The organism is Chryseobacterium bernardetii (assembly GCF_003815975.1).
GTDB lineage: Bacteria > Bacteroidota > Bacteroidia > Flavobacteriales > Weeksellaceae > Chryseobacterium > Chryseobacterium bernardetii.
This window is the reverse complement of sequence record NZ_CP033932.1, coordinates 5288614-5312462: the sequence shown is the minus strand read 5'-3', so window position 1 is coordinate 5312462 and position 23849 is coordinate 5288614. Positions and strand designations below refer to the sequence as shown.

Genomic DNA, 23849 nt, shown 5'->3' with positions numbered 1-23849 from the left:
CAATACAATGCAACTCACCATAAATTGTATTGAAAGTATTTATAACTATACAAAAAATGTAGATTTTGAGATCATTGTTGTTGATAATGCATCCTCAGATAACTCTGTATCTCAAATATTAGAACGATTTCCTAATGTGAAAGTTATACAAGCCACCGAAAATTTAGGCTTTGGAAGAGCAAATAATTTAGGAGTTTCTGCTGCAAAAGGGGAATATCTTTTTTTGCTTAATTCAGATACTATTTTTGTTGAGAACTCGCTTTTAAAAATATTGGATTTTTTTAGCAAGAACGAAAAAAAATTAAATATTGGCGTTCTAGGATGTCTAATGATTGACGAAAGTAATGAAGTGAATGGTTTTGGAGGAACTTTTCCTACTATAAAATCATTCAATCAAGAAATTATAAAAGGTTTCCCCATTATAGGCAGATTTATAGAAATCAAAGAAACTCATTATAATCTTAACCAAGAATATTTTGAAATAGAATATGTTTTAGGGGCTGATATGTTTATGAGGAAATCATTATTTAATGCTGTCGCTGGTTTTGACCCCAATTACTTTATGTATTATGAAGAAAGTGATTTACAGCTTACAGTTTCAAGAGCTCAATATAAAAATTATATTTTTACAGGAACTAGAATAATTCATTTGGAAGGAGGATCCTTTACCAAGAAAAAGAAGGTTTCAAACGTCAAAAGAATAATTGTTCATACAAGCAGAATTTATTATGCTAAGAAAAATTTTTCCAAAGAATATTATAAATTTAAAATTCTGGATATTAGTAAGTTACTGTTAAATATTTTTAATTTTAAGTATAAAATAACAGAAAATATAAAATATATCACAGGTATAATTAAAAAATATTAATTTATGAAAATTGCAATATTAGGGAGTAAAGATTACGATAGTTTAGAATTTCATATTCATGACTCTCTAAAACATTTGGGGCATAAAATTTTTCATATTGATATTAAAGATGTTGTAAGTATTCCCTATCGATTTAATTATTGGGGAAGAAAATTATTCGCTAAATATGATGAGAGTATATTTCGAAAAATATCAAAGCGTATTGTGGATGAAACTCCCGATTTAGTTATATGTACCTATAGATTCATTCATCCAAAATGTATAGAATTTATTAAGCAACAACTTAAAAATACATTAGTAATACATGTCAATCCAGATCAATTAACGACTTTAGAACATCAGCAGATTTTTATATCCCAATATGACGCTTATTTTACAAAAGATCCATTTATGGTTAATTTTATGAAAAGTAAAATGGGACTGAATACGTTTTATTTGCCGGAAGCATTTAATGAGCGAATACATCATTTTGATCTTAAAAATAAAAAAGATTTAGAAAAAAAAATCAATATTGATGTAGTTTGTTTTGGGACAATGTATCCTTATAGGGCTAAAATGGTGGAAAAGTTGATAGACGCAGGAATAAATGTGAAACTTTTTGGAACACCCGATAAAAGATTTCCTTTGCATAAAATAAATGCCAACTTTCAAAATGAATTTATTACAGGAAGTAGAAAAGCAGAAGTATTATTAGGATCTAAAATTGTATTTAATAACTTTCACTATGCAGAAGTTCAGTCAGTAAATGCTAAGTTTTTTGAGATTGCTGGTATTGGGGCTTTCCAGATTTGTGATTATAAACCAACCTTGGAAGAATACTCAATTATCCCTTATGAAAAGTTTACTTTTAATACAATTGAGGAGTCTATTGGTTTGATTAAATATTATCTGAATAATCAGGAAGAAAGACATGCAATAGCGGATATACAGAAAAAACATTTTTTACAGAATCATACTTATGATGTTAGAATGAAACAATTGTTTAATTTATTAGGAATTTAATGGAGGTTTATATTATATTTTCAATAATTCTTTTTATATTTTCTTTTTTTGAAATTTTTAAAATAGCAAAAGGAAAGTTACAAAATTTATTTCTATTTGTTAGCTTTTTGGGAGCGGTTTTAATTATTGGAGGGCGTTGGTATACTGGAACAGATTGGCTTCTTTATGAATATTTGTTTCATGAATCCGATACCTTGGGGAATGCGCTGGATATTTGGAAAACAGAAATTGGATATGGCATCTTAAGTTGGCTTGTAAGGGCTATTACGGATAGTTATTCAACCTTTTTATTTGTTCATGCAATTATTTTTTATGGCTTATTAATTATTTCATTTAAAAAGATAGTACCTTATCCTCAGACTGCTTTCCTTTTTTACTTCATATCTTCCCTAGGGATAGTGGGGTCTAATAGACAATTGTTAGGAGTTGTTTGCATACTTTTTGGAGTGAGTTTTTTGTTGAATGAAAATAAGAAAAAATTTATTTTTTTATTAATAGCGAGTATTAGTTTTCATGCTACAGCATATTTAGGGGGGTCTTACTTCTTTTTAAATAGATATTTTTCAAAAAAAATTATAGTTTCAGGACTTTTACTTGCTTTTATTATTGGAGTATCACCAATCCCTTTAAAGGTTTTTGGATCTTTAGGTGCAATAAATGAGCATTTTATGTCTAAGACCGAAGCTTATTTGAGTGGTGCCAAAGCTGTAGCAAGTGAATATGGATTAACTATCATGGGAGTTTTTAAAAGACTTTTCTTTTTCCTTCTCTTTTTTGTTGTTCGAGAAAAAACAATTTCCCGATTTAAAAATTACAATTTACTATTTAATGGATATTGGGTAGGTATTTTAATTTATTTGTTTTTTTCAAGTTCATTAAATGTAATGGTAAGTAGAGGAAGTTTATATTTTAATATCATGGAATGTTTACTGATGTCCTCTATTTTTATCATTTTGAAAAAGCCATTAGATAAAATGTTTTTTTTGATAATTTTATATGTACTTGGAATAGTATTAATGTACCAGTCAATTGGGGAATATCCAGATCTATTTGATCCATATAAAGGTATTTGGTATAATACAGATTTCTTTAGAAAAATGCATTAAAAGTATAGTATGAAGATAATATTTTTAGATAGAAAGTTTAATCCCAATGAAATTAGTTTTGAAAAACTTTTTGGTTTTGTAAAGAAAAGTATTTTAAATAGAGGAATAGATATACAAAATATAGAAAACCCTTTTGGAAATGGTATTGTTAATTTATTTAAAAGTATTTTATTTTATAGAAAGTCGGTTAATATTGATTCGATAGTTCATATTACCGGACAAATACATTTTGCAGCAATAGCTTTAAAGACAAATAAAATAGTAATAACGGTTCATGATCTAGGGCTTTATAGAAATTTATCGTTTATTAGATTTTTAATATTTAAAATTTTTTGGGTGTATCTTCCCTTTCGAAAAGCTAAAGTAATTGTTGCAATATCTGAAAAAACAAAACAAGAGATCGTAGAGATAATGCCATCTGTAGCAAGGAAAGTGGTTATAATTCCTAATTGTGTTACAATGGAAATAGCAGAAGATTTGGTAACTAATAAATCAAAAACAGCGAAAATACTTATAGTAGGTACACGTGCAAATAAAAATATAGAAAGATCAATTAAAGCCTTAAAGGATTTACCTGTTGAAGTTTTTATTGTTGGTAAATTAGAAACAGAGTATGTAGAATTATTACATTCAAACAAAATTATTTATCAAAACTATTTCAATATTAATGATGAAGAGCTGAAAACTTTATATCAAAAAACGGATATTTTATTATTCGCTTCCATTTATGAAGGTTTTGGGCTTCCAATCCTGGAAGCCCAGGCACAAAATACGCTGATTGTTACCTCTAATATTTTGCCAATGAGTGATGTTGGAGGGGAAGGTGTTATTTTAGTTGATCCTAATTCTGTTGAGAGTATTAAAAAAGGACTAAATATTGCATTACATCTTTCCAATGAGGAAAAAATAAAAATAATCAGGAAAGGTAAAGACAACCTTAAGCGGTTTAGTGTTGAACATGTTTCGAATCAATATATTGAAATTTATGAAAGTCTATAATAGTTTTATTCAAGGATTTCTTTTTTTATTTTCAGTCTTAACTTTAGGACAAAATCAAAAATCAATTATAGGAGATCAAAAATGGGTGGTTTCTTTAAAAGATTTTGGTGCAAAAGGAGATGGTATAACAGATGATAGTGATTCTTTTCAAAAGGCAGTCGATTTTTGCGAAAAGAATAAAAGGAAAACACTATTTATTCCTTTTGGTAAATTTTTACTAAAAAAAAGTGTAAGTTTTAAAACAGGAGGTCTACAGCTTATAGGTGAAGGGGCTTTATTAAGAGAGGAAAGCTGGTTAAATGAAACCAATAATAAAGCAGTTAATATAAATAGTAGTGAACTTATCATTCCTAAAAATAATACAGGGATTATTTTTGATAAAAATGTAAAAGATCCTATCAGAATTGCAGATATTCAATTTAGTAGTTTAGAAAAAAGACAACCAGGTAATACTACGGCTATATTATTTCAATCAGAATGGGATGGTCCTGTGTGGCCCTTTATTATTGAAAGATGTCATTTTACGGGATTTAATTTTGCCATAAAATTTAAGGCACAAAATCAGTATTTAGTTGCTTTTGTCCAACTTAAACAGAATGCATTTAACCAAAATGATGAATGTGTTTTTTTTTCGGATATTCAGCCTAAGGACAAGCAAGCTGGTATTAGAAATTTAGCATGGGGATTTACTTTTGAAAATAATATGTGTCATGATAATTCTAGAATTATTAGAGGGGCTTTCGCAAAAGATGCTGTAAATATCCGGGATAACAATATGGAGGGAAATATAAAATATTCGGATGGCAGAGTTCCCAATTATCTTGTAGATATAGAGGTGAGTAATGCAACTGTAAATTTTGAGGGAAATCACTTTGAATCCATTATTTCAGATGCCGTGTATGTTTCTTCTGTTTTTAAAGATGAGAATAATAACTATCTTCCTGTTATTAGAACAACAGCCCTAAATCCCAAGAATAAAATTTTTATAAAGGGAAATAATTTTGATGGTGTCTCAAATAGCTTTAAACCTTTTACATTTAAAGGGTTACTGGTATATAATTATGACCAAGTTTCATTGTTCTTAGATGAATGTGATTTGAGGTTAAATGAGAGCAATGAAGAAAATATTTATCTTACTGATTTTGCAAAAAAAGTAGGTACAGTTATTAAAATCCCGGTTGATTTAAATAATAAAAAAAATGCTGTCAATATTGGTAGTTACAGAAAAAATGATATAGCGAATTGGGCTAAACAGAATAAACAGTTTACTCTTGTAAATTCGGGTATAGCAAGAGTAAAAGAAAAAAAATATCAAAAAATTTCTGCTAATGATCAATTATTGGTTGCAGAGGTAGAGATTCTTAATGAGAATGGTACCCAGTTTTTAGGAATTTCTACAATCTTTGAGATAGAATATATACTTAATGGAAAAAAAGAGGTGATCACAAAATCTGTTAGAGGAAACTATGGCTACAAATTGGGTAGAAATAAAAATATAGCTTTAATTCCAAATTGTCTTCCATCAAATGCACAAGATGCAAAGTATACTGCCTCGTTGGATTATAATAATGATATTATAGGAAAAAAAAGTTTTTACCTTAATATTATCCCAAAATTGTATGTGTTAAATTCTATGTCAAATATTCGATTAAAATCGTAATAAAAACTATTGGATAAATATGTTATTAATTGATGCTATTTTCATAAACAATGGAGGAGGAAGGGTTTTACTTAACTATTTAATAACCGAGCTTGAAAAAAGGGAAATTAAAGTCTTTTATTTATTAGATGAGAGGCTACCTATTGACTTTACAGTTAAGCAAAGTAATGAAATGCTAATAATAAATTCATCATTAAGTCAGAGAAAAAACTTTTATAAACTAAATTCAAAAAAATTTAATAAGATATTTGTTTTAGGTAATATACCACCTCCCATTTCTGTTAAAAAGAGCATTGTATATACTTATTTTCATAATCTCATTTTATTGAATGTTCCTAGAAATTTTAGTTTTATTGAAAAAATAAAATATACTTTAAAAGTAGCTATATTAAAAAAATATAGTAAAAACACCAATACCTGGCTTTTCCAAAGTAAAACACTGGAAAACCAGTTTGTTGAAAAGTTTAAACAAAAAGATAAGGCTAAGATTCTGCCATTCTATCCTTCACTTATTTCTGATATGGAAAATAAGGATAGTATAAGAAAAAATAATACATTCTTATATGCTAGTAATGCTCAGGCTAATAAAAATCATCCCAAATTAATTAATGCCTTTTGTAAAGCATATGATAAAATTCAAAAAGGTAAACTTATTGTAACAGTTAGCGAAAAATTCCCATTAATTTTACAATTAATAAATAATGCAATTTCGAAAGGATATCCTATTGAAAATTTAGGATTTGTAAAAAGAGAAGACTTAATCCAAAAGTATTTAGAAACAGAATATGTGATCTATCCATCATTAGCGGAAAGTTTTGGTTTAGGCTTAATTGAGGGAATAGAATTGGGTTGTAAAATTATAGGTGCTGACTTACCATATACTTATGCGGTTTGTGATCCTTCTTTAGTATTTGATCCTATGAATGAAAAATCAATAATGGATACAATAGTCTTGGCTACTGAAGAAACTCTTAAAAACTCAGAGTTAAAAGTAAAAGATCAAGTTTTGGATTTAATAAACTTATTAAGTACAGATGATAAAAATTAAAATACTTCTTGCAACCTATAATGGTGAGAAATATATCAGGGAACAGATGGATTCTATCTTAAATCAACAAGGGATAGAAGTGAATGTAGCTGTTAGTGATGACGGAAGTAAAGACAAAACTCTGGAAATTATAAAACATAACTATCCAGAAATTTTGATTTCTCAGAATATACCAGGAACAGGCTCTGCTGCAAAAAATTTCCTAAAAATGGTGAGCGAGCTTACTATTGATGATGACTTTGACTATATTGCTTTTTCAGACCAAGATGATATTTGGCTGCCAGAAAAAATGAAGAAAGCGGTTGAGATATTGCAGAAAGAAAATTCAGATTTATATTGTTCCAATCTTACAAAATGGGATACCTCTACCGGTTCTTTAACTGAATTGAAAAAAGATTTTCCTCAAAAAAAATACGATTTTTTATTCGAAGGCGGAAGTGCAGGATGTACCTATGTATTGACAAGAAAATTAGTATTTCAATTAAAAGAATTTGTAAATAAACGTTTAGATAATTCTGATTGGAATGAATTCTCACATGATTGGCTGATATATTTCTTTGCCAGATATAATGGCTATAAGGTGAGTATAGACTCAAATTCTTATATACATTACAGAATACATGACTCGAATGTTCATGGACATCTAAACAAAATATCTCTTAGTACTATTAAAAGTAAATTTTCAAAAGTACTTAATGGTTACCATGATGTGCATGCACGTAATTTTATAGAATATGTAGATAAAGACACTAAAGAATATACAATATATAAGGCATTTTTAGGTGGATATTTTAATCGGAACAAAATGATTTTTAAATATAATACGCAATTAATGAGAGACAAAAAGAAACTAACTATCTTTATGCTGCTCAATTTGTTTAAATTTAAATAGAACTATGTATAAATCTGTTTTTAAAAGAATAATTGATTTTTTTTTAGCATTATTAGGTTTCTTGATTTTAAGTCCTATTTTCCTACTGGTTACCATTGGTTTGTATTTTGCGAATCAGGGCAAACCTTTTTTCTTCCAAAAAAGACCTGGTAAGAATGGAAAAGTCTTTAGTATTATTAAGTTCAAGACAATGAATGATAAAAAGGATAAAAATGGAAATTTATTACCTGATGCTGACCGTTTGACAGGAATTGGATCTTTTGTACGAAAAACTTCCCTAGATGAGATTCCTCAATTAATAAATGTTCTGAAAGGTGATATGTCATTAATAGGACCAAGACCCTTGTTACCTCAATATCTTCCATTATATAATTCGGAACAAAAACGAAGACATGAAGTTAGGCCCGGGATTACGGGTTGGGCTCAAGTGAATGGACGAAATGCAATATCTTGGAAACGGAAATTCGAATTAGACGTTTGGTATGTAGATCATTTATCTTTTTTTTTGGATGTAAAGATATTCTTCCTTACTATAAAAAAAGTATTTATAAAAGAAGGAATTTCTCAAGAAGGGCAGGCAACAGCAGAAGCTTTTAATGGATTTAATTAGAATAAACAGTAATAATAAGAACCATAAGTTTGGGATAAGAGACTTGCTGTATCTTATTTGAAAAAACTATCTTTGTGTAGGTATTCCAGATAAGGAAAACATGACTAATCATAGTTTGTGTAAGAGTTAAAAACTTTTATTTTTAATTAATTATATGATAAATGATAACATTGGCTTATGCACCAGATTGTTTAATAAGAAAAAATGATATATAACAATAAGTTAAAGCCGGAAGATTTAAAGGATCAAAATTAATATGGGAGCACAAATAAAAAAAATAGAATATATATTTCCTGAAACTGTAGTAACAAATGAAGATTTGAAAAAAGATTTTCCCGATTACGACTTCGAAAGATTTGAAGAAAAAGTAGGGATTAAAAGGAGGTATATTGTAAAAGAAAGTGAAACAGGATTAGACCTTGCTGAAAAAGCTTGTAGTAAGTTGTTTGAAAGTTTTGATAAGCAAAAGATAGACTACATACTATATTGTACACAAAGCCCCGAATATTATCTACCTACAACAGCCTGTATTCTTCAGGAAAGACTAGGACTAAGGACTGATATAGGAGCATTAGATTTCAATTTAGGATGTTCTGGGTTTACTTACGGTGTAAATTTAGCAAATGCGCTTATCTCATCTGGTCAAGTAGAAAATGTTTTATTGGTTACTGCTGAGACTTATTCGAAATTTATTCATCCAAAAGATAAGACAAACAGATCTATATTTGGAGATGCAGCAACAGCAACACTTATCAGCAAAACGGACGAGGACAATATTCTTAAATTTAAGTTTGGAACAGACGGCTCTGGCTATGATAAATTGATTATTAAAAATGGATGCAGCCGATTTCCTTTAGATCCGAATGCCGAGGAAATAGGATATGGTACAGATAACATATATACAGATAATCATTTATATATGAATGGCCCTGAAATTTTCAATTTTACAACTAAAGTTATTCCTAATTTTGTGAAAGAGATTATGGAAGAGAATAAGATGGAAGTAGGGCAAGTTGACCAATTTGTATTCCACCAGGCAAATTCTTTTATGCTAGATTTCCTTAGAAAAAGGATAAAAATAAATAAGGAAAACTTTTATAACGATCTGTCTGATGGAGGGAATACAGTTTCATGTACAATTCCTATTGCTTTAAAAAGATATACAGAAAGTCTGAAAGAGAATAAAGAGCTCAGCCTGTTAATTGTAGGGTTTGGAGTAGGATTATCTTGGTCAGGCGGAATAATTAAAATAAATAACAAACTTTAAGAATATAAAATAATGAATATTGCAGATTTTACATCACAATTACAAGAAGAATTAGAATTAGAAATTAGTTTAACTCCGGAAACGGATCTTTCTCAATTAGAAGAATGGGACTCTATGGCTGCGATGATCCTTATCGGTTTTGTATCAGATAACTTTGGAGTATTGTTAAACGGTGATGATATTGCTAAAATTACAACAGTGAATTCTTTAGTTGAACGAATTGGAGAAGATAAATTTGATTAATTATGTTTCAGGAGTTTAATAATGTTTCGATAGAGTATATCAGTTCCAGTGTTCCGATTCATTCAGTTGGGAATTCTTTTTTTTCAACATTGTTAACAGAAAAAGAAATAAAAGTTTTTGAAAAGACAGTTGGTATCAAAGAAAGAAGGTGGGCAGATAAAGGTGTTACTGCATCGGATTTGGGATTTGCAGCTGCAGAAGAATTATTGAAGCAGGTTGACAAAAACAGAATTAAAAGTCTTATTTTTCTTTCCCAGACATCAGATTATAAAATTCCTTTTACTTCCAATATTTTACAGAGTAGATTAGGACTGCAACAGGAAATTTTGTGTTTTGATGTTAATGCAGGCTGTGCAGGTTTCATTCAAGGATTAAGTACTGCTTTTTCTATCGCTTCAACTTTAAAAGAAGGAGAAAAAGTATTATTAATCATTGGAGAAACCTTATCAAAGATTTTATCACCCAACGATAAAAGTACCAATATGTTGTTTGGTGATGCTGCTTCCGCTATTTTGGTTTCAAAAAATAGTAATGCAGATAAATCATATTTCAATTTCTTTTCAGATGGAGCTAACCATGAAGCTATTATAATTCCTGAAGGAGGTTATAGAAAAAATATCACAAAGAATAGTTTTGATTCTGAAAATGAATCAAAACTTTATCTTAATATGAATGGAGCAAAGGTCTTTGATTTTACATTAAGGGAAGTTGCTCCCAGTATTAAAAAAATTGAAGAAGAATCATCAGTGAATCTAGCAGACATTGATGGTTTTTTCTTCCATCAATCTAATAGGTTTATCATCAAACAGATAAGTTCTATATTAGGAATAGATAATAATAAAGTTCCGGTAAATATTGAGCGCTTCGGAAATACAAGCGGAGTAACTATTCCTTTATTGATCTCCACTAATTTAGATTTGCTTGAAAATAAAAGTAAAATTCTATGTAGTGGTTATGGATCCGGGTTATCTTGGGGGAACTGTATTATTAATTTATCAGAAACAAAAATTTTACCATTAAAAGAAATATAAACATGAAAGCATTAATACTTCCCGAACATTACTATAAAAATGATGTTTTAGAAAAAGAATATGAACTTCTGTTTCAGCAAACTTGGTGCTTTATAGGTTTTAAATCTTTTTTAAAAGAAGAAAATGATTTTATTACACAAGATATCGGAGGGATTCCTGTTGTAGTACAAAATTGTAAGGGGACAATAAGGGCTTTTAAAAATATTTGTTCACACAGACACTCAATTATTCAGGTTGAGAAGTCAGGAAACAGACCTTTAATGTGTCCTTACCATGGATGGGCATACAATGATAAAGGAATACCGACAGGGATTCCAAAGAAGCCTTTATTTAAATTTACAAAAGATGAGCTTGAGTGTTTAAAGCTTAAAGATTATAAAGTAGATTTTTGTGGAGAACTTGTTTTTGTTAATCTTTCCAATGACCCTTCAGAGTTAAAAGATTTTATGGGAGATCTTTTTGATGAAGTTGAAAAAATGAGTAGTAACTTTGGAGAGTTGGTTGATGTTAATGAAATGAACATTCATGCCAATTGGAAAATTCTAGTTGAAAATACTTTAGAAAGCTACCACGTAAATCTTATTCACGAGGAAACATTTAAAAAGTTAGGAGCCGGAGGAATGGAGTTTACTTTTATTAAAGAACATTCTGTTTGGGATGCAACCCTTCTGGCTGGTGAGAATGAGGGTAAAAATGCCAAAATTCATTCACCCTATCAAAATAGAGAATATAAAATCTCAGGATATAAACACCTTATTGTTTTTCCAAATATATTGATTTCAAGTACATATGGAATTTCTTTTAACCTATCCTATATTACACCTATTGATAGTAATTCTTCAAGATTTGTAAGTTATGTTTTCCTCACCAAAAAAGACGGGGAAAAAGCCAATCCTACTTTAGAAAATATTTACAAACAGTCATTAGTAGGCTTTAACAGAAAGGTTTTTGATGAAGATAAAGCAATTTGTGAAAAAGTACAGATTGGTGTAAAAAAATCACCTTTTATTGGAGAGTTAAGCGATGAAGAAGCAAGAGTATGCGAATTTCAGAAAAATTATAAAAAATACATTGATTAAATGAATATTATTCTTACTGGAGCTACTTCAGGAATTGGCTTTGAAACCATGAAAGAGCTTGTAAAGGATGGACATAAAATAGTGGCCATAGCAAGGAATTTTGAAAAGATTCAAGATTTTTTGGACGAAGCTAAGAATAACGTGATTTGTTATTCTCTAGATCTTTCTGATGTTTTGGAAATTGAAAATTTATTTAAAAATTTAGATTTTACTGAGAAATTTGATGCATTAGTACATTGTGCTGGTATGGAAGAAACTGTACCGCTTACTTTATATAATCCGGAAAAAATTGAAAGGATATATAAACTTAATGTATTTTCAGGAATTGAATTATTAAGACATTTTACAAAGAAAAAGTTTAGTAACGAGGGAGCTAGCATCGTTTTTATGTCTTCAGTAATGGGAGTATTGGGACAACCAGGTAAAATTGGTTATTGTTCCACAAAATCAGCTGTAGTAGGTCTGGTAAAATCAGCTGCTTTAGAATTTGCAAAAAGGAAAATAAGAGTGAATGCAGTATTGCCAGGAGTGGTGGATACTCCAATGACCCAAAAACTATTTTCTCAGTTGAATGAAGATAATGTAAAGCAGATTGTAGAAATGCACCCTCTTGGAATAGGGAAAACAGAAGACGTGGTTCCGGCAATAAAATTTTTAATATCCGATGGTTCAAAATGGATCACAGGTCAAAATATAATAATCGATGGAGGATATTCAGTACAGTAATGAAATCGTAATTATTGGAGCTGGAGGTTTTGGAAGAGAACTTTTGAGCTTTATCAATCATTCCCGTAAATTTGGTGCCATTGTTCCGAACATTGTAGGTTTTGTAGATGATAATATAGCTGCTTTGGATCAATTTGATATTGACCTAAGAGTAATTGACTCATTGTCAAATAACGATTTAAATAAGTACGGAAGTATCCTGCTAGCAATCAATAATTCTTCTATAAAAAGAAATATTTTTTCTAATACAGATCATTCAAAAATACAAGGTTTTGTTCATCACACCTGTATTATCGGTGACAGAGCCAAAATAGATCAGTCAGTAGTGCTTTTCCCCAATACTTTAGTATCCTGTGATGCAGAGGTTTCAAAAGGGGTGTTTATCAATTGCGGAAGCCAGGTTGGTCATGATGTTTTTATTGATGAATTTACTAATATCATGGCAAATGTAGACTTAGGTGGATATTGTAAAATAGGAAAAAATGTATTGATTGGAACAGGCTCTACTATTTATCCGGGAGTGAAAATTGCTGATAATACAATCATTGGAGCAGGAAGTGTAGTTTTTCGGAATATTAAAGAGTCCGGAACTTATGTAGGAAATCCTGCAAAAAAAATATTCTAATGGAACACATAAGAAATGTATTTCATAAACTCAAAGTAATTGATAAGTCATTTTTAACAGATGAAGCTGTTTTATTGACTTTTGATGTAACCGAAGACCTTAAGGATTATTTTAGGTTTGAATCAGGTCAATATATTACTTTGAAAAGTGAAATTAATAATAAGGAAATCAGACGATCTTACTCTATTTGTACAAGTCCTGAAGAACATTCCTTGTCTGTAGTTGTAAAAGCAATTGATGGTGGAATATTCTCAAACTTTATTAAAGACAGAATTGAAATAGGAGATCATTTGGAGGTAAGCATACCAGAAGGAAGATTTGTTTATAATTTATCAGACAAATCTGCCAAAAATGTTTTTTTAGTAGCTGCAGGAAGCGGAATTACTCCTATTATTTCAATTGTTAAAAATATTCTCAATAATGAACCTTTAAGCAGAGTTACATTACTTTTTGCTAACAAGCAAATTGAAGATGCTATTTTTTATAATCAACTGAAATCTTTAGAAACACAGTTTAAAGAGACTTTAAAAGTAATATACATCTTTAGTCAAAAAAAATATGACAATTACTACTTTGGACGTATTGATCATGCTTTTCTGGATACTATTATTCAGCAGGAATTAGAGACAAAAAGCTTTTCAGAATATTATACTTGTGGACCTGAAGATTTAATCAAATGTGTTCATGATTATCTTCTTTCTATTGAAATCCCTAAAGAAATTATTAAAAGTGAACTTTTTTATTCTTTAGAAAGCGAAATAGGGATTGAAGAAACAATATCTGAAGAAATAAAATCTGGTAAGACAACAGTTGAAGTAATTATTAACGAGGAATCTCATTATGTAATTGTAGATCATAAAAGTAATATCCTTGAGTCTTTATTAAATGAAGGACTTGATGTTCCATATTCATGTAAAAAAGGAAACTGTAGCAGTTGTGTAGGAAAAGTGATTTTAGGCACCGTTGATATGAAGCAGACTGATATTTTAATGGATTACGAAATTAATGAAGGCTTTATTTTAAGTTGTCAGTCTGTTCCAACCTCTGAAAAATTAACCATTTCATACGACGAATATTAATCAATTATTATGAATTCAAAAATCTGGCTCTCCTCACCGCATATGGGAGGCAACGAGCAAAAATATATCAACGAAGCATTCGAAGAAAACTGGGTAGCACCACTAGGACCAAATGTTAACGGGTTTGAAGAAGATCTGGAAAAATTTTTAGGGAAAAACTCAAAAGTGGCTGCTCTTTCTGCAGGTACAGCTGCGCTCCACCTAGCTCTTATTGAAAGTGATGTACAGCACGGAGATGAAGTAATCTGCCAGTCTATGACATTCTCTGCATCAGCTAACCCTATTGCATATTGCGGAGCAATACCTGTTTTTGTAGACAGTGAGCCGGATACATGGAATATCTGCCCCAAAGCATTGAAAGAAGCAATTGAAGACAGAATTCAAAAAGGTAAAAAGCCTAAAGCTATCATTATTGTTCATTTATACGGAATGCCTGCAAAAATAGATGAGATTAGTGCTATTGCTCAGGAATATCAGATCCCAATTATTGAAGATGCTGCAGAAGCTTTAGGCTCAACATACAAAGGACAATCTTGTGGTACTTTTGGCCGTTTTGGTGTTTTAAGTTTTAATGGAAACAAAATTATCACCACTTCAGGTGGGGGAGCTTTAGTTTGTAAAACTCAGGAAGACAAAAATAAAACGGTTTTCCTGTCTACTCAGGCAAGAGACAATGCACCTCACTATCAACATTCTCATATTGGGTTTAACTACAGAATGAGTAATATTGTTGCGGGTATTGGAAGAGGACAGATGGAAGTACTGAAAAATCGTGTAGAAGCGAGACGAAGAATGCATGATTTCTACGTTGCTGTTTTTAAAGACATTGATGGTGTAGATGTACTCACTGAACCTAATTCAGATTTTTATTCCAATCATTGGCTTTCTGCAATCATTGTTAACCCAGATATTACAGGGAAGGACAGAGAAGACTTAAGACTTGCCTTTTTAGAAGATAATATTGAATCAAGGCCGCTTTGGAAGCCAATGCATTTACAACCTGTTTTTGCAGATGCTCCGTATTATGGCACAAATATTTCCGAGAAATTATTCGAGAACGGATTATGTTTGCCATCAGGATCTAATCTTACAGAAGTAGAAAAAGAAAGGATTGCAAATGTAATCCATAAGTTTTTTAAAGGTTAATTATTTTCTGATGAATTACAGAAGGTTTTGGAAAATTATTTTTGATTGTGTTTTATCAATTCTTTTATTGTTTCCTTTATTTCCTTTATTAATTCTTTTATTTATAATATCAAGTCTGGATACTCAATCTAATGGTATTTTTTTTCAAAAAAGGGTTGGGCAGAATGGAAAGCTTTTTATTATTTATAAATTAAAAACAATTAACCCTAAAAAAGGGAAAAGTTCTTCAGTAGGATTAGTACTCAGAAAGTATAAACTTGATGAACTCCCTCAGCTCTTTAATATTTTAAAAGGAGATATGAGTTTTGTAGGACCTCGTCCTGATATTGAAGGATATTATGATACCCTGAAAGGAGATGATCGTAAAGTTCTACTATTAAAACCAGGATTAACCTCCGAAGCAAGTATTAAATATAGTAATGAAGATGTTCTGCTAAAAGCTCAGAAAGATCCTCTGTCATATAATGACAATATCATATTTCCGGATAAAGTAAAATTGAATTTGAATTATCTTGAAAATATTTCTTTCAAAGAAGATCTGAGAATATTATGGAGAACATTTTTCAAAATATTAAATTAAATTTGAACCCTAATAAGGATTTAACCAATTATGAAAATTAAAGAAACCCCGCTTAAAGACTGCTATATCATAGAGCCTACTGTATTTGAAGACGATAGAGGTTACTTCTTTGAGAAATTCAATGAAAAAAAATTTGAAGAACTTACAGGAATGAACGGACACTTTGTTCAGGATAATATTTCCAAATCTTCTTATGGGGTATTGAGAGGACTTCACCTTCAAAAAGGAGAACATGCACAGGCTAAATTGGTATCATGCCTTGAAGGAAGCGTTTGGGATGTGGCGGTTGATCTTAGAGAAGATTCTCCTACATTCGGACAATGGTTCGGAATAGAACTTACTGCAGAGAATAAATTACAGCTTTATGTACCAAGAGGTTTTGGCCATGGTTTTTCAGTGTTAAGCACTCATGCTGTGTTCTCTTATAAATGTGATAACTTTTATAATAAAGAGTCAGAAGGAAGTGTGAAATTTAACGATCCCGACTTGGGTATAGACTGGAAAATTGATGAAAAAGACGCTGTTCTTTCAGAAAAAGACCAGAATGCCCCTGGCTTCAAAGAAAAAAACTTTTAAAGCATCATATTGAAAACCACTTTTTTAAAGTGGTTTTTATTTTTGTAATCTTTACTCTTTAATATTTTGTATCTTTGCACACTCAAAATCAAAAAGATGCGTACAAAATCTGTAGGGAAGAAAAAAATCAATGTAGTTACACTTGGATGTTCCAAAAATGTATATGACTCTGAAGTATTAATGAGCCAGCTGAAAGCCAATGGGAAGGAAGTAGTTCATGAAGACCGTGGAGATATTGTTGTAATTAATACCTGCGGATTTATCGATAATGCAAAAGAAGAATCAATCAATACCATTTTAGATTATGTAGAAGCTAAAAATAGGGGAGAAGTAGAAAAGGTCTTCGTTACAGGATGCCTTTCCGAGAGATATAAACCAGATTTGGTTAAAGAAATTCCGGATGTGGACCAATATTTTGGGACAAGAGATCTTCCTGTGCTGTTAAAACATCTTGGTGCTGATTATAAGCATGAATTGGTAGGGGAAAGATTAACTACTACTCCAAAGCATTATGCATACCTTAAAATTTCAGAAGGATGTGACAGACCATGTTCCTTCTGCGCTATTCCTTTGATGAGAGGCGGCCATGTTTCAACTCCTATTGAAAAGTTGGTTTCTGAAGCTCAGAAATTAGCAAAAAAAGGAACCAAAGAATTAATTCTTATTGCTCAGGATCTTACCTACTATGGATTGGATATTTATAAAAAAAGAGCATTAGGAGATTTACTGAAAGAATTGGTAAAAGTAGAAGGAGTAGAATGGATTCGTCTTCATTATGCATTCCCAAGCGGCTTTCCGGAGGATGTTTTGGATATTATCCGTGAAGAACCTAAAGTTTGTAATTATATAGACATTCCTCTTCAGCACATCAACTCTGATCTGTTGAAATCAATGAAAAGAGGAACTACTCATGAGAAAACAGATGCACTTTTAGGGAAATTCAGAGAGAAAGTTCCTGATATGGCAATCAGGACAACTCTTATTGTGGGATATCCCGGAGAAACTGAAGAAAGGTTCCAGGAACTTAAAGACTGGGTGAAAGAGCAGAAATTCGACCGGTTAGGATGCTTTACCTATTCTCATGAAGAAAATACAGGTGCTTATGTATTGGAAGATGACATTCCACAGGAAGTAAAGGAAGCAAGGGTTGAAGAAATTATGGAATTACAATCCCAAATTTCTTGGGAAAAGAACCAGGAAAAAATAGGAAAGGTATTCAGATGTATCTTCGATCGTAAAGAAGGAAATTATTTTATCGGAAGAACAGAATATGATTCTCCGGACGTAGATAATACCGTTTTGGTTTCTGCTGAAGATACTTATATTTCTATCGGAGAGTTCGCAGACGTAAAAATTACATCAGCAGAAGAATTCGATTTATATGGTGAATTAGTATAAACTGTAAAACATTATTAATCAGGAAGAAAAGTTTTGCTATTTTAGCTAAAAAAAAATTAAATATTAAGAATATTTAACATAGATAATTTTGTTTTCCTCTATTTAATTTGTTGATTTATAACAATATGGGGTTTTAAGTGTTAAGATTTTTTAATTTTCTATCATAAATTATGTAAATTAAAAAATTATGTCTTAAATTTGCAACATAAGCAATGTTTTTAAATCATATGCTATCAACAAGTTATTTATTAGAATAGAGTTAAAATTCAAAAAAGATATTTTTTGTTTATTTTTGCCTTAGGATAAATAATCACAAGTTGAGATACATTTTCCTTTTGGAAATATTGATGAAAAATAATGTAATTAAAATCTTTAAAAACTTATGAAAAAATTTTTATTAACAGCAACTATGCTTGTAGCCTTTACGGCTCTTTCTAAAGCTCAGCAGGGAAGAGTGGGGATTAACACGTCCACTCCTGCCGCCACTCTAGATGTAGTAGCCAGTACTACAGATACTTCTAGACCTGATGCCTTACTAGTCCCTCGTATGTCAAGAGCTCAGTTATTAGCTAAAGACGCTGCTTATGCAGATGGAAATGCTACTGCTGCCAGTGCTCAGAATGGTGCACTTGTATTCGTGAATTTGGTAGATGGAACTGCTACTACCAAAACTGCTAATGTTACTGCTACTGGTTTTTACTACTATGATGGAACAAACGGAAACAACGTTTGGAAACCTGTAGGTGGTGGGGGCGGTACAGATACCAGCATTTACCTTAACGATGGTACTTTAGCGGGAAATAGAGTTGTTACGCAGAATAATAATAACTTGACTTTTACTACAGGAACAGGTAGAACAATTGTCAATGGTAACTTTGAAACCCAGGGTGGTGTTTATGGAAGCTTCAGAACTTTAACTGCAGTTCCAACAGCAGCTACTTGGTTGCCAACAGATTATATGGTAACTATCCAGGTTTCTGGTAACCAAAATATCGAATTGCCAACTCCTGCCGCGGCTGGTGCTGGTAGAATCTTAATGATTAGAAATGCTTCAGTTGCAGCGGGTAGTTCAGGGACATATACATTTATCAATAATGTTCCTGTTAATAATACCAGTATATTAGCAAGTAGAGGGGTAACATTACTTTCTACGGGGACATCATGGTTAGTAGTTTCTGGAGTATAATTTAATAAAGACAAAAAAAATGAAAAAATTTATTATAGCGACAGTAGCATTATTAGCTTTCACTATTAAAGCAAATGCTCAAGTAGTTTCAAATGGTACTGTAACTGCAAATATTACTGGTGAAAACCCATTCTTTGATGCATCAACTAGTTTTGATACTTCTGTGGATCCTACTACATCAGGAAAAGGATTAGTGTTCCCTAGAACAAATCTTACAACTTTTGTATTTAAAACAGATCTTTTAGATGGTATTCAATTCCCAACTGCATTTGATGGAATGATTGTATACAATGCTGCTTCAGGTAATACACCTGCATCAGGTTCTGGTATTGGTAATCAGGCTGTCACTCCTGGTTATTATTATTTCTCAAATCCGGGTGCTTCTACTGATGTTACTGCAGGTAGATGGTTGCCATTAGGAGGTTCTGTTTCACCAAAAGTAACTGTTGGAACAGCAGAAACAACAACTAATACTCTTATTAATGTTAGCCCAGGAGTTGATAAGCAAGTTTATGCTATTAGAGGAAGCTTTACTACAACTGGTACATCTACTACTGTAAGTATCCCTTCTCCTTCAGGAATGACTTCTTTATATGGTATTACTATCTATAAAGTTAGCGGAACCGGAAATAAAGTAGTTTACTCAAGAGACCTTTATTCTTATAATATTGGAGCTACAAACAATGCTGTTACAGGTTCTCCTAGCATGTCTGTAGTGTACCCTGCTGATACATATGATTATGTATTAGAATATATCAAATAAGATTTACTTTTTTAATTATATAAAACCAACGATAATTCGTTGGTTTTTTTGTTTTTATCCTATTATTAAGAATACACTACCGCTAACTAAATTTCCTTTTAGTATTGATCATTTTTGAAGCACCTTGTGAATCTGTATGCATAAAAACTCACTTTTGTAAGTAAAAATATTTGATCAGGAGAAGTGGCTTTATATCCTCTTTTCTTGGATCTGATATTCATTGATAAGTGTATCGTATCTAAATTTTTATTGAAAAGCCTTTCAATCTGATTCTTAACCTTTATTTTTGAAGAATAATTATGGCATAGAAGATGATCTTTCAGATGAATAATACATGAAAATACATTACGATTTGAAATAATATTCCAACAACTATAAATTTGACCATTCATTTTGCTGTTAAAATATTCTTGAAAGAATTGATAATATAACCCTTATGGTATTCTATCAGCTATTTTACCCTATATTAACTCTTAACATTTTAAGCTTTTCAAAAGTTAGTTTTATAGATATAGGTAATATTTTGTTAATTTATAATCCATTGATTATCAATATTTTAATAATTTAAATTTTTGAAATTATGCATAAATTAGTTAATTAAATTAACATATGGACTGTTTTTTTAACATTTTTTAACATAGGCGCGGAAAATCACTATTCATAGGGTATTGCAGGGATTGTTAACATATAATTTTATTTTCATTAACATATTTTAACAATTGAAATAGGGAGTTAATAAGAATCCTGATACATTTGCCCTGTCAAAACCAATAAAAGTTCAAAATGATGAAAAGATTCATTCTCGTAATCATAATGATGATTTCAACCCTAGGTATTTACTCATTTACAAGTAATGCCTTAGATGCGAAAAAAACAAGTTATGCATCGTACTACCACGATAAATTTAACGGTAGAAAAACTGCTAGCGGAGAAATCTTTGATAACTCAAAGTTTACTGCAGCAAACAGAACGCTTCCATTCGGAACAAACGTTAAGGTAACGAACCTTAGAAATGGTAAAGAAGTAATAGTGAGAATTAATGACAGAGGCCCTTACCATTCATCAAGATCTTTAGATATGTCTAAAGCAGCGTTCGATGAGATCGGAGATACCAATCGTGGTACCATTCCGGTCGAATATGAAATTGTCGATTAATTTTATGATTTAAATTAAAAAAAGCCAGCTGATATTCAGCTGGCTTTTGTGTTATTAGATAGCGTTTAATTATATATCCAGTTCCAATAGAGCAGGGCAATGGTCAGAATGAACCGCTTCCTTTAAAATAACAGCTCTGGTAAGTTTATCTTTTAAGCTGTAAGAAGTAAAATTATAATCCAGTCTCCAGCCTTTATTTCTTTCTCTTGAATTTTGTCTGTAGCTCCACCATGTATAGTTATCGGGTTCATTATTAAAAAACCTGAAACTGTCAATGAGTTCACATTCATTGATGAAATCCGTCATCCATTCCCTTTCCATAGGAAGAAACCCTGAAACATTTTTCAGGCCAACGGGATTGTGAATATCAATTGCCTCATGACAGATATTGAAATCACCGGATATAATCAGGTTAGGAATTTCCTTTTTAAGATTTTTGATATACGCAAGGAAATCATGGCAGAACTGCATTTTGAAATCCAGTCTTTCAATGTTGGATGCGGAAGGTACATATACTGAAATGGCAGAGAATCCATCAAAATCGGCACGAATGATTCTTCCTTCATTATCATAGCTTTCAATACCACAACCATGTTCTACATGATTAGGCTTTATTTTTGAAGCAATTCCAACCCCACTATAGCCTTTTCTTATTGCTGAATGCCAATAACTGTGGTATCCTAATTTTTCAAGGCTTTCAATATCTATCTGGTCATTCCCTGCTTTGCTCTCCTGAATACAGATGATATCCGGGTCTGCGTTCTTCAGCCACCCCAGAAAATCTTTGGTAAATGCAGCTCTTATTCCGTTAACGTTATAGGTAATTAATCTCATTAGTTTTCTATAAATATTTTAAAATCTTCGTTGTATTTTGTTGGGATAAATTCAATGATATCATAATCTGCTACCTGCTGAATGTGAAAAGGATCTTCTTTAATAATTCGTTCCACTTCATTTTTAGAAGAGGCCTTACAAATAATTACTCCTCCGGTTCTGGGTTCTTTTCTTCCTGAAGCAATAAACAATCCTGAATCATAATATTTTTGAAGGAAGGAATTGTGTTCCGGAATATGGCGTTCTACATTTTCAATGGTCACCTTATACGTAAGCGAAATAATGAACATGTTTTTATTTTTTACGAAGATAGGAACTCTTGAAGACTATAAAAAAAGAAGCGGGAAAAATCAATTGATTTTTCCCGCCTTAAACCCAAAATTAAATAAACTATGAAAAAAACTACTTGGGTTCTAAAATGCTGATAGGAATAATACATTCTTCCAATGAAATTCCACCATGTTGGTAGGTTTCTTTATAGTAATTTACAAAATGATTGTAGTTCTTAGGATAAGCAAGGAAGATATTGTTCTTTGCAAAAATATACTTCGAGCTTAGGTTTCCTTTTGGTAGGAAGAGCTTTTCCGGATTGGTAATAGCCCAAACATCACTGTCATCATATGTTAGGCTCTTCCCGGTTTTATACCGGATATTGGTAGACGTTTCTCTGTCTCCTACCACTTTGCTTGGCTTTTTCACATAAACAGTACCGTGGTCCGTGGTAATAACTAATTTGTATCCGTTTTCTGCCGCTGTTTTGATAATTTTCATCAGCGAAGAATTTTCAAACCAGTTCAGAGTTAGTGAGCGGAAAGTTTTATCATCACGAATCAGCTGATCTACTATATGATTATCTGTTTTAGCATGAGAAAGGATGTCAATAAAATTATAAACAATTACCAGCAGGTCATTATTTTTATGCTGGTTGAAATCATCATAGATTTTTCTTTCAAAATCTGCATTCAGTACTTTCAGATATTTCATAGATTTAGACCCAAGGCCAATTCTTTTCATCTGATCTTCCAGGAAGTCACGTTCAAATTCATTTTTATTTCCTTCTTCGTTATCATTAAACCATTTGTCAGGAAAGCGTTTTTCAATTTCTGAAGGCATTAAACCTGCGAAGAAAGAGTTTCTCGCATATTGTGTAGCTGTAGGAAGGATGCTGTAATAATAATCTTCTGAGATTTTATTGTAATACTTCGTAAATAAAGGTTCAATCACTTTCCATTGGTCGTAACGAAGGTTGTCAACCATTAATAAAAGTACCTTTTCTTTTTCTACCTCAGGTTTTACTTTTTCCTTGAAAAGGGTGTGGCTCATCAGAGGTTTGTCGGAATCAGTAAGCCAGTCTACATAATTTTTTTCAATAAATTTAGCGAACTGGATATTAGCTTCCTCTTTCTGAGATTGTAGAAGATCTGCAAATTCATTATCTGCGACTTTATCAAACTTAATTTCCCAGCTCAGGATCTTTTTATAATATTCAGCCCAATCCTGATATGTTCTCAAATAAGAAAGTTCCATAGAGAGGTTTCTGAATTCCTGCTGATATTGTAAAATAGTTTTTTGTTCTACCAGATTATCTTGTTGAAGGTTCTTTTTTAATGAAAGTAATATCTGATTAGGATTCACAGGTTTTAAAATGTAATCTGCAATTTGGGAACCAATGGCCTCTTCCATGATGTGTTCCTCTTCGCTTTTGGTTACCATTACTATTTTCAGGGAATTATCTTTTTCCTTAATCATAGGAATAGCTTCCAGCCCGGAAATACCTGGCATATTTTCATCAATGAGTGTTAGGGCAAATTTCTCTGAATCCATAAGCTCCAAAGCCTCATTCACATTGTTAACAGGTGTTACCTGATAACCTTTTTTTTCTAAAAATACGATATGAGGTTTAAGTAAATCTATTTCATCATCAATCCATAATATCTTTTCTGACATAATTTATTTTTTACATGGTTATTGTATCA

General features: G+C 31.2%; 25 protein-coding genes. 22 read left to right on the top strand and 3 right to left on the bottom strand.

The window, feature by feature from the left end:
• Nucleotides 1-7: 7 nt before the first annotated feature.
• The 22 genes from EG339_RS24060 (at nt 8) to EG339_RS23955 (ending at nt 21039) form a co-directional block, all read left to right on the top strand.
• A complete protein-coding gene (locus EG339_RS24060; RefSeq protein ID WP_164466486.1) occupies nt 8-868 on the top strand; it encodes a glycosyltransferase family 2 protein in 861 nt (286 codons plus the stop codon).
• 3 nt (nt 869-871) lie between these two features.
• Nucleotides 872-1870 (top strand): CgeB family protein, encoded by a 999-nt coding sequence (locus EG339_RS24055; protein WP_123872583.1) that lies wholly within the window; start codon nt 872-874, stop codon nt 1868-1870.
• On the top strand, nt 1870-2976 hold the full coding sequence (locus EG339_RS24050; protein ID WP_123872582.1) for an EpsG family protein: 1107 nt from the start codon (nt 1870-1872) through the stop codon (nt 2974-2976). The genes EG339_RS24055 and EG339_RS24050 overlap by 1 nt, the downstream gene beginning before the upstream one ends.
• A 9-nt stretch (nt 2977-2985) precedes the next feature.
• A complete protein-coding gene (locus EG339_RS24045) occupies nt 2986-3975 on the top strand; it encodes a glycosyltransferase family 4 protein (protein ID WP_123872581.1) in 990 nt (329 codons plus the stop codon).
• Nucleotides 3962-5635: a glycosyl hydrolase family 28-related protein gene (locus tag EG339_RS24040; RefSeq protein ID WP_164466485.1), complete on the top strand. Its 1674-nt coding sequence runs from the start codon at nt 3962-3964 to the stop codon at nt 5633-5635. The genes EG339_RS24045 and EG339_RS24040 overlap by 14 nt, the downstream gene beginning before the upstream one ends.
• A gap of 19 nt (nt 5636-5654) precedes the next feature.
• On the top strand, nt 5655-6683 hold the full coding sequence (locus EG339_RS24035) for a glycosyltransferase (RefSeq protein ID WP_123872579.1): 1029 nt from the start codon (nt 5655-5657) through the stop codon (nt 6681-6683).
• The gene (locus EG339_RS24030; protein WP_123872578.1) at nt 6670-7575 is read left to right on the top strand and encodes a glycosyltransferase; all 906 of its coding nucleotides are present in this window, start codon (nt 6670-6672) and stop codon (nt 7573-7575) included. The genes EG339_RS24035 and EG339_RS24030 overlap by 14 nt, the downstream gene beginning before the upstream one ends.
• Nucleotides 7576-7579: 4 nt before the next feature.
• On the top strand, nt 7580-8185 hold the full coding sequence (locus tag EG339_RS24025) for a sugar transferase (protein ID WP_123872577.1): 606 nt from the start codon (nt 7580-7582) through the stop codon (nt 8183-8185).
• A gap of 256 nt (nt 8186-8441) precedes the next feature.
• The gene (locus EG339_RS24020; protein WP_123872576.1) at nt 8442-9452 is read left to right on the top strand and encodes a ketoacyl-ACP synthase III; all 1011 of its coding nucleotides are present in this window, start codon (nt 8442-8444) and stop codon (nt 9450-9452) included.
• Nucleotides 9453-9464: 12 nt separating this feature from the next.
• Nucleotides 9465-9695: an acyl carrier protein gene (locus tag EG339_RS24015; RefSeq protein ID WP_123872575.1), complete on the top strand. Its 231-nt coding sequence runs from the start codon at nt 9465-9467 to the stop codon at nt 9693-9695.
• A gap of 2 nt (nt 9696-9697) precedes the next feature.
• Nucleotides 9698-10726 carry a 3-oxoacyl-ACP synthase III family protein gene (locus EG339_RS24010; protein ID WP_123872574.1) on the top strand — a complete coding sequence of 343 codons (1029 nt, stop codon included), beginning with the start codon at nt 9698-9700 and terminating at the stop codon, nt 10724-10726.
• Between the two features lie 2 nt (nt 10727-10728).
• Entirely contained in the window at nt 10729-11805 is a 1077-nt protein-coding gene (locus tag EG339_RS24005) for an aromatic ring-hydroxylating oxygenase subunit alpha (RefSeq protein ID WP_123872573.1), read from the top strand.
• A gap of 48 nt (nt 11806-11853) precedes the next feature.
• On the top strand, nt 11854-12531 hold the full coding sequence (locus EG339_RS24000; RefSeq protein ID WP_164466484.1) for an SDR family NAD(P)-dependent oxidoreductase: 678 nt from the start codon (nt 11854-11856) through the stop codon (nt 12529-12531).
• Nucleotides 12509-13156 carry a NeuD/PglB/VioB family sugar acetyltransferase gene (locus EG339_RS23995; RefSeq protein WP_123872571.1) on the top strand — a complete coding sequence of 216 codons (648 nt, stop codon included), beginning with the start codon at nt 12509-12511 and terminating at the stop codon, nt 13154-13156. The genes EG339_RS24000 and EG339_RS23995 overlap by 23 nt, the downstream gene beginning before the upstream one ends.
• Nucleotides 13156-14235, top strand: a complete 1080-nt coding sequence (locus tag EG339_RS23990; protein WP_123872570.1) for a ferredoxin--NADP reductase — start codon at nt 13156-13158, stop codon at nt 14233-14235. The genes EG339_RS23995 and EG339_RS23990 overlap by 1 nt, the downstream gene beginning before the upstream one ends.
• A 9-nt stretch (nt 14236-14244) precedes the next feature.
• Nucleotides 14245-15381 carry an aminotransferase class I/II-fold pyridoxal phosphate-dependent enzyme gene (locus EG339_RS23985; protein ID WP_123872569.1) on the top strand — a complete coding sequence of 379 codons (1137 nt, stop codon included), beginning with the start codon at nt 14245-14247 and terminating at the stop codon, nt 15379-15381.
• Between the two features lie 67 nt (nt 15382-15448).
• Nucleotides 15449-15961 carry a sugar transferase gene (locus EG339_RS23980; protein ID WP_394343422.1) on the top strand — a complete coding sequence of 171 codons (513 nt, stop codon included), beginning with the start codon at nt 15449-15451 and terminating at the stop codon, nt 15959-15961.
• 30 nt (nt 15962-15991) lie between these two features.
• The gene (gene rfbC, locus EG339_RS23975) at nt 15992-16537 is read left to right on the top strand and encodes a dTDP-4-dehydrorhamnose 3,5-epimerase (RefSeq protein WP_123872567.1); all 546 of its coding nucleotides are present in this window, start codon (nt 15992-15994) and stop codon (nt 16535-16537) included.
• Nucleotides 16538-16633: 96 nt separating this feature from the next.
• Nucleotides 16634-17935, top strand: a complete 1302-nt coding sequence (gene rimO, locus EG339_RS23970) for a 30S ribosomal protein S12 methylthiotransferase RimO (RefSeq protein ID WP_123872566.1) — start codon at nt 16634-16636, stop codon at nt 17933-17935.
• A gap of 382 nt (nt 17936-18317) precedes the next feature.
• Nucleotides 18318-19121, top strand: coding sequence for a hypothetical protein (locus EG339_RS23965; RefSeq protein ID WP_123872565.1), 804 nt, complete (start codon nt 18318-18320; stop codon nt 19119-19121).
• Between the two features lie 19 nt (nt 19122-19140).
• The gene (locus EG339_RS23960; RefSeq protein WP_123872564.1) at nt 19141-19884 is read left to right on the top strand and encodes a hypothetical protein; all 744 of its coding nucleotides are present in this window, start codon (nt 19141-19143) and stop codon (nt 19882-19884) included.
• A gap of 783 nt (nt 19885-20667) precedes the next feature.
• Complete coding sequence (locus tag EG339_RS23955; protein WP_123872563.1) at nt 20668-21039, top strand: septal ring lytic transglycosylase RlpA family protein; 372 nt, start codon at nt 20668-20670, stop codon at nt 21037-21039.
• Between the two features lie 69 nt (nt 21040-21108).
• Here EG339_RS23955 and EG339_RS23950 read toward each other — a convergent pair whose 3' ends face one another.
• From EG339_RS23950 to porX, 3 genes are all read right to left on the bottom strand, one after another.
• On the bottom strand, nt 21109-21873 hold the full coding sequence (locus EG339_RS23950; RefSeq protein ID WP_123872562.1) for an exodeoxyribonuclease III: 765 nt from the start codon (nt 21871-21873) through the stop codon (nt 21109-21111).
• Nucleotides 21873-22163 (bottom strand): YciI family protein, encoded by a 291-nt coding sequence (locus tag EG339_RS23945; RefSeq protein WP_123872561.1) that lies wholly within the window; start codon nt 22161-22163, stop codon nt 21873-21875. The genes EG339_RS23950 and EG339_RS23945 overlap by 1 nt, the downstream gene beginning before the upstream one ends.
• A 112-nt stretch (nt 22164-22275) precedes the next feature.
• Nucleotides 22276-23820, bottom strand: a complete 1545-nt coding sequence (porX, locus tag EG339_RS23940) for a T9SS response regulator signal transducer PorX (RefSeq protein ID WP_073300419.1) — start codon at nt 23818-23820, stop codon at nt 22276-22278.
• Between the last annotated feature and the right edge of the window lie 29 nt (nt 23821-23849).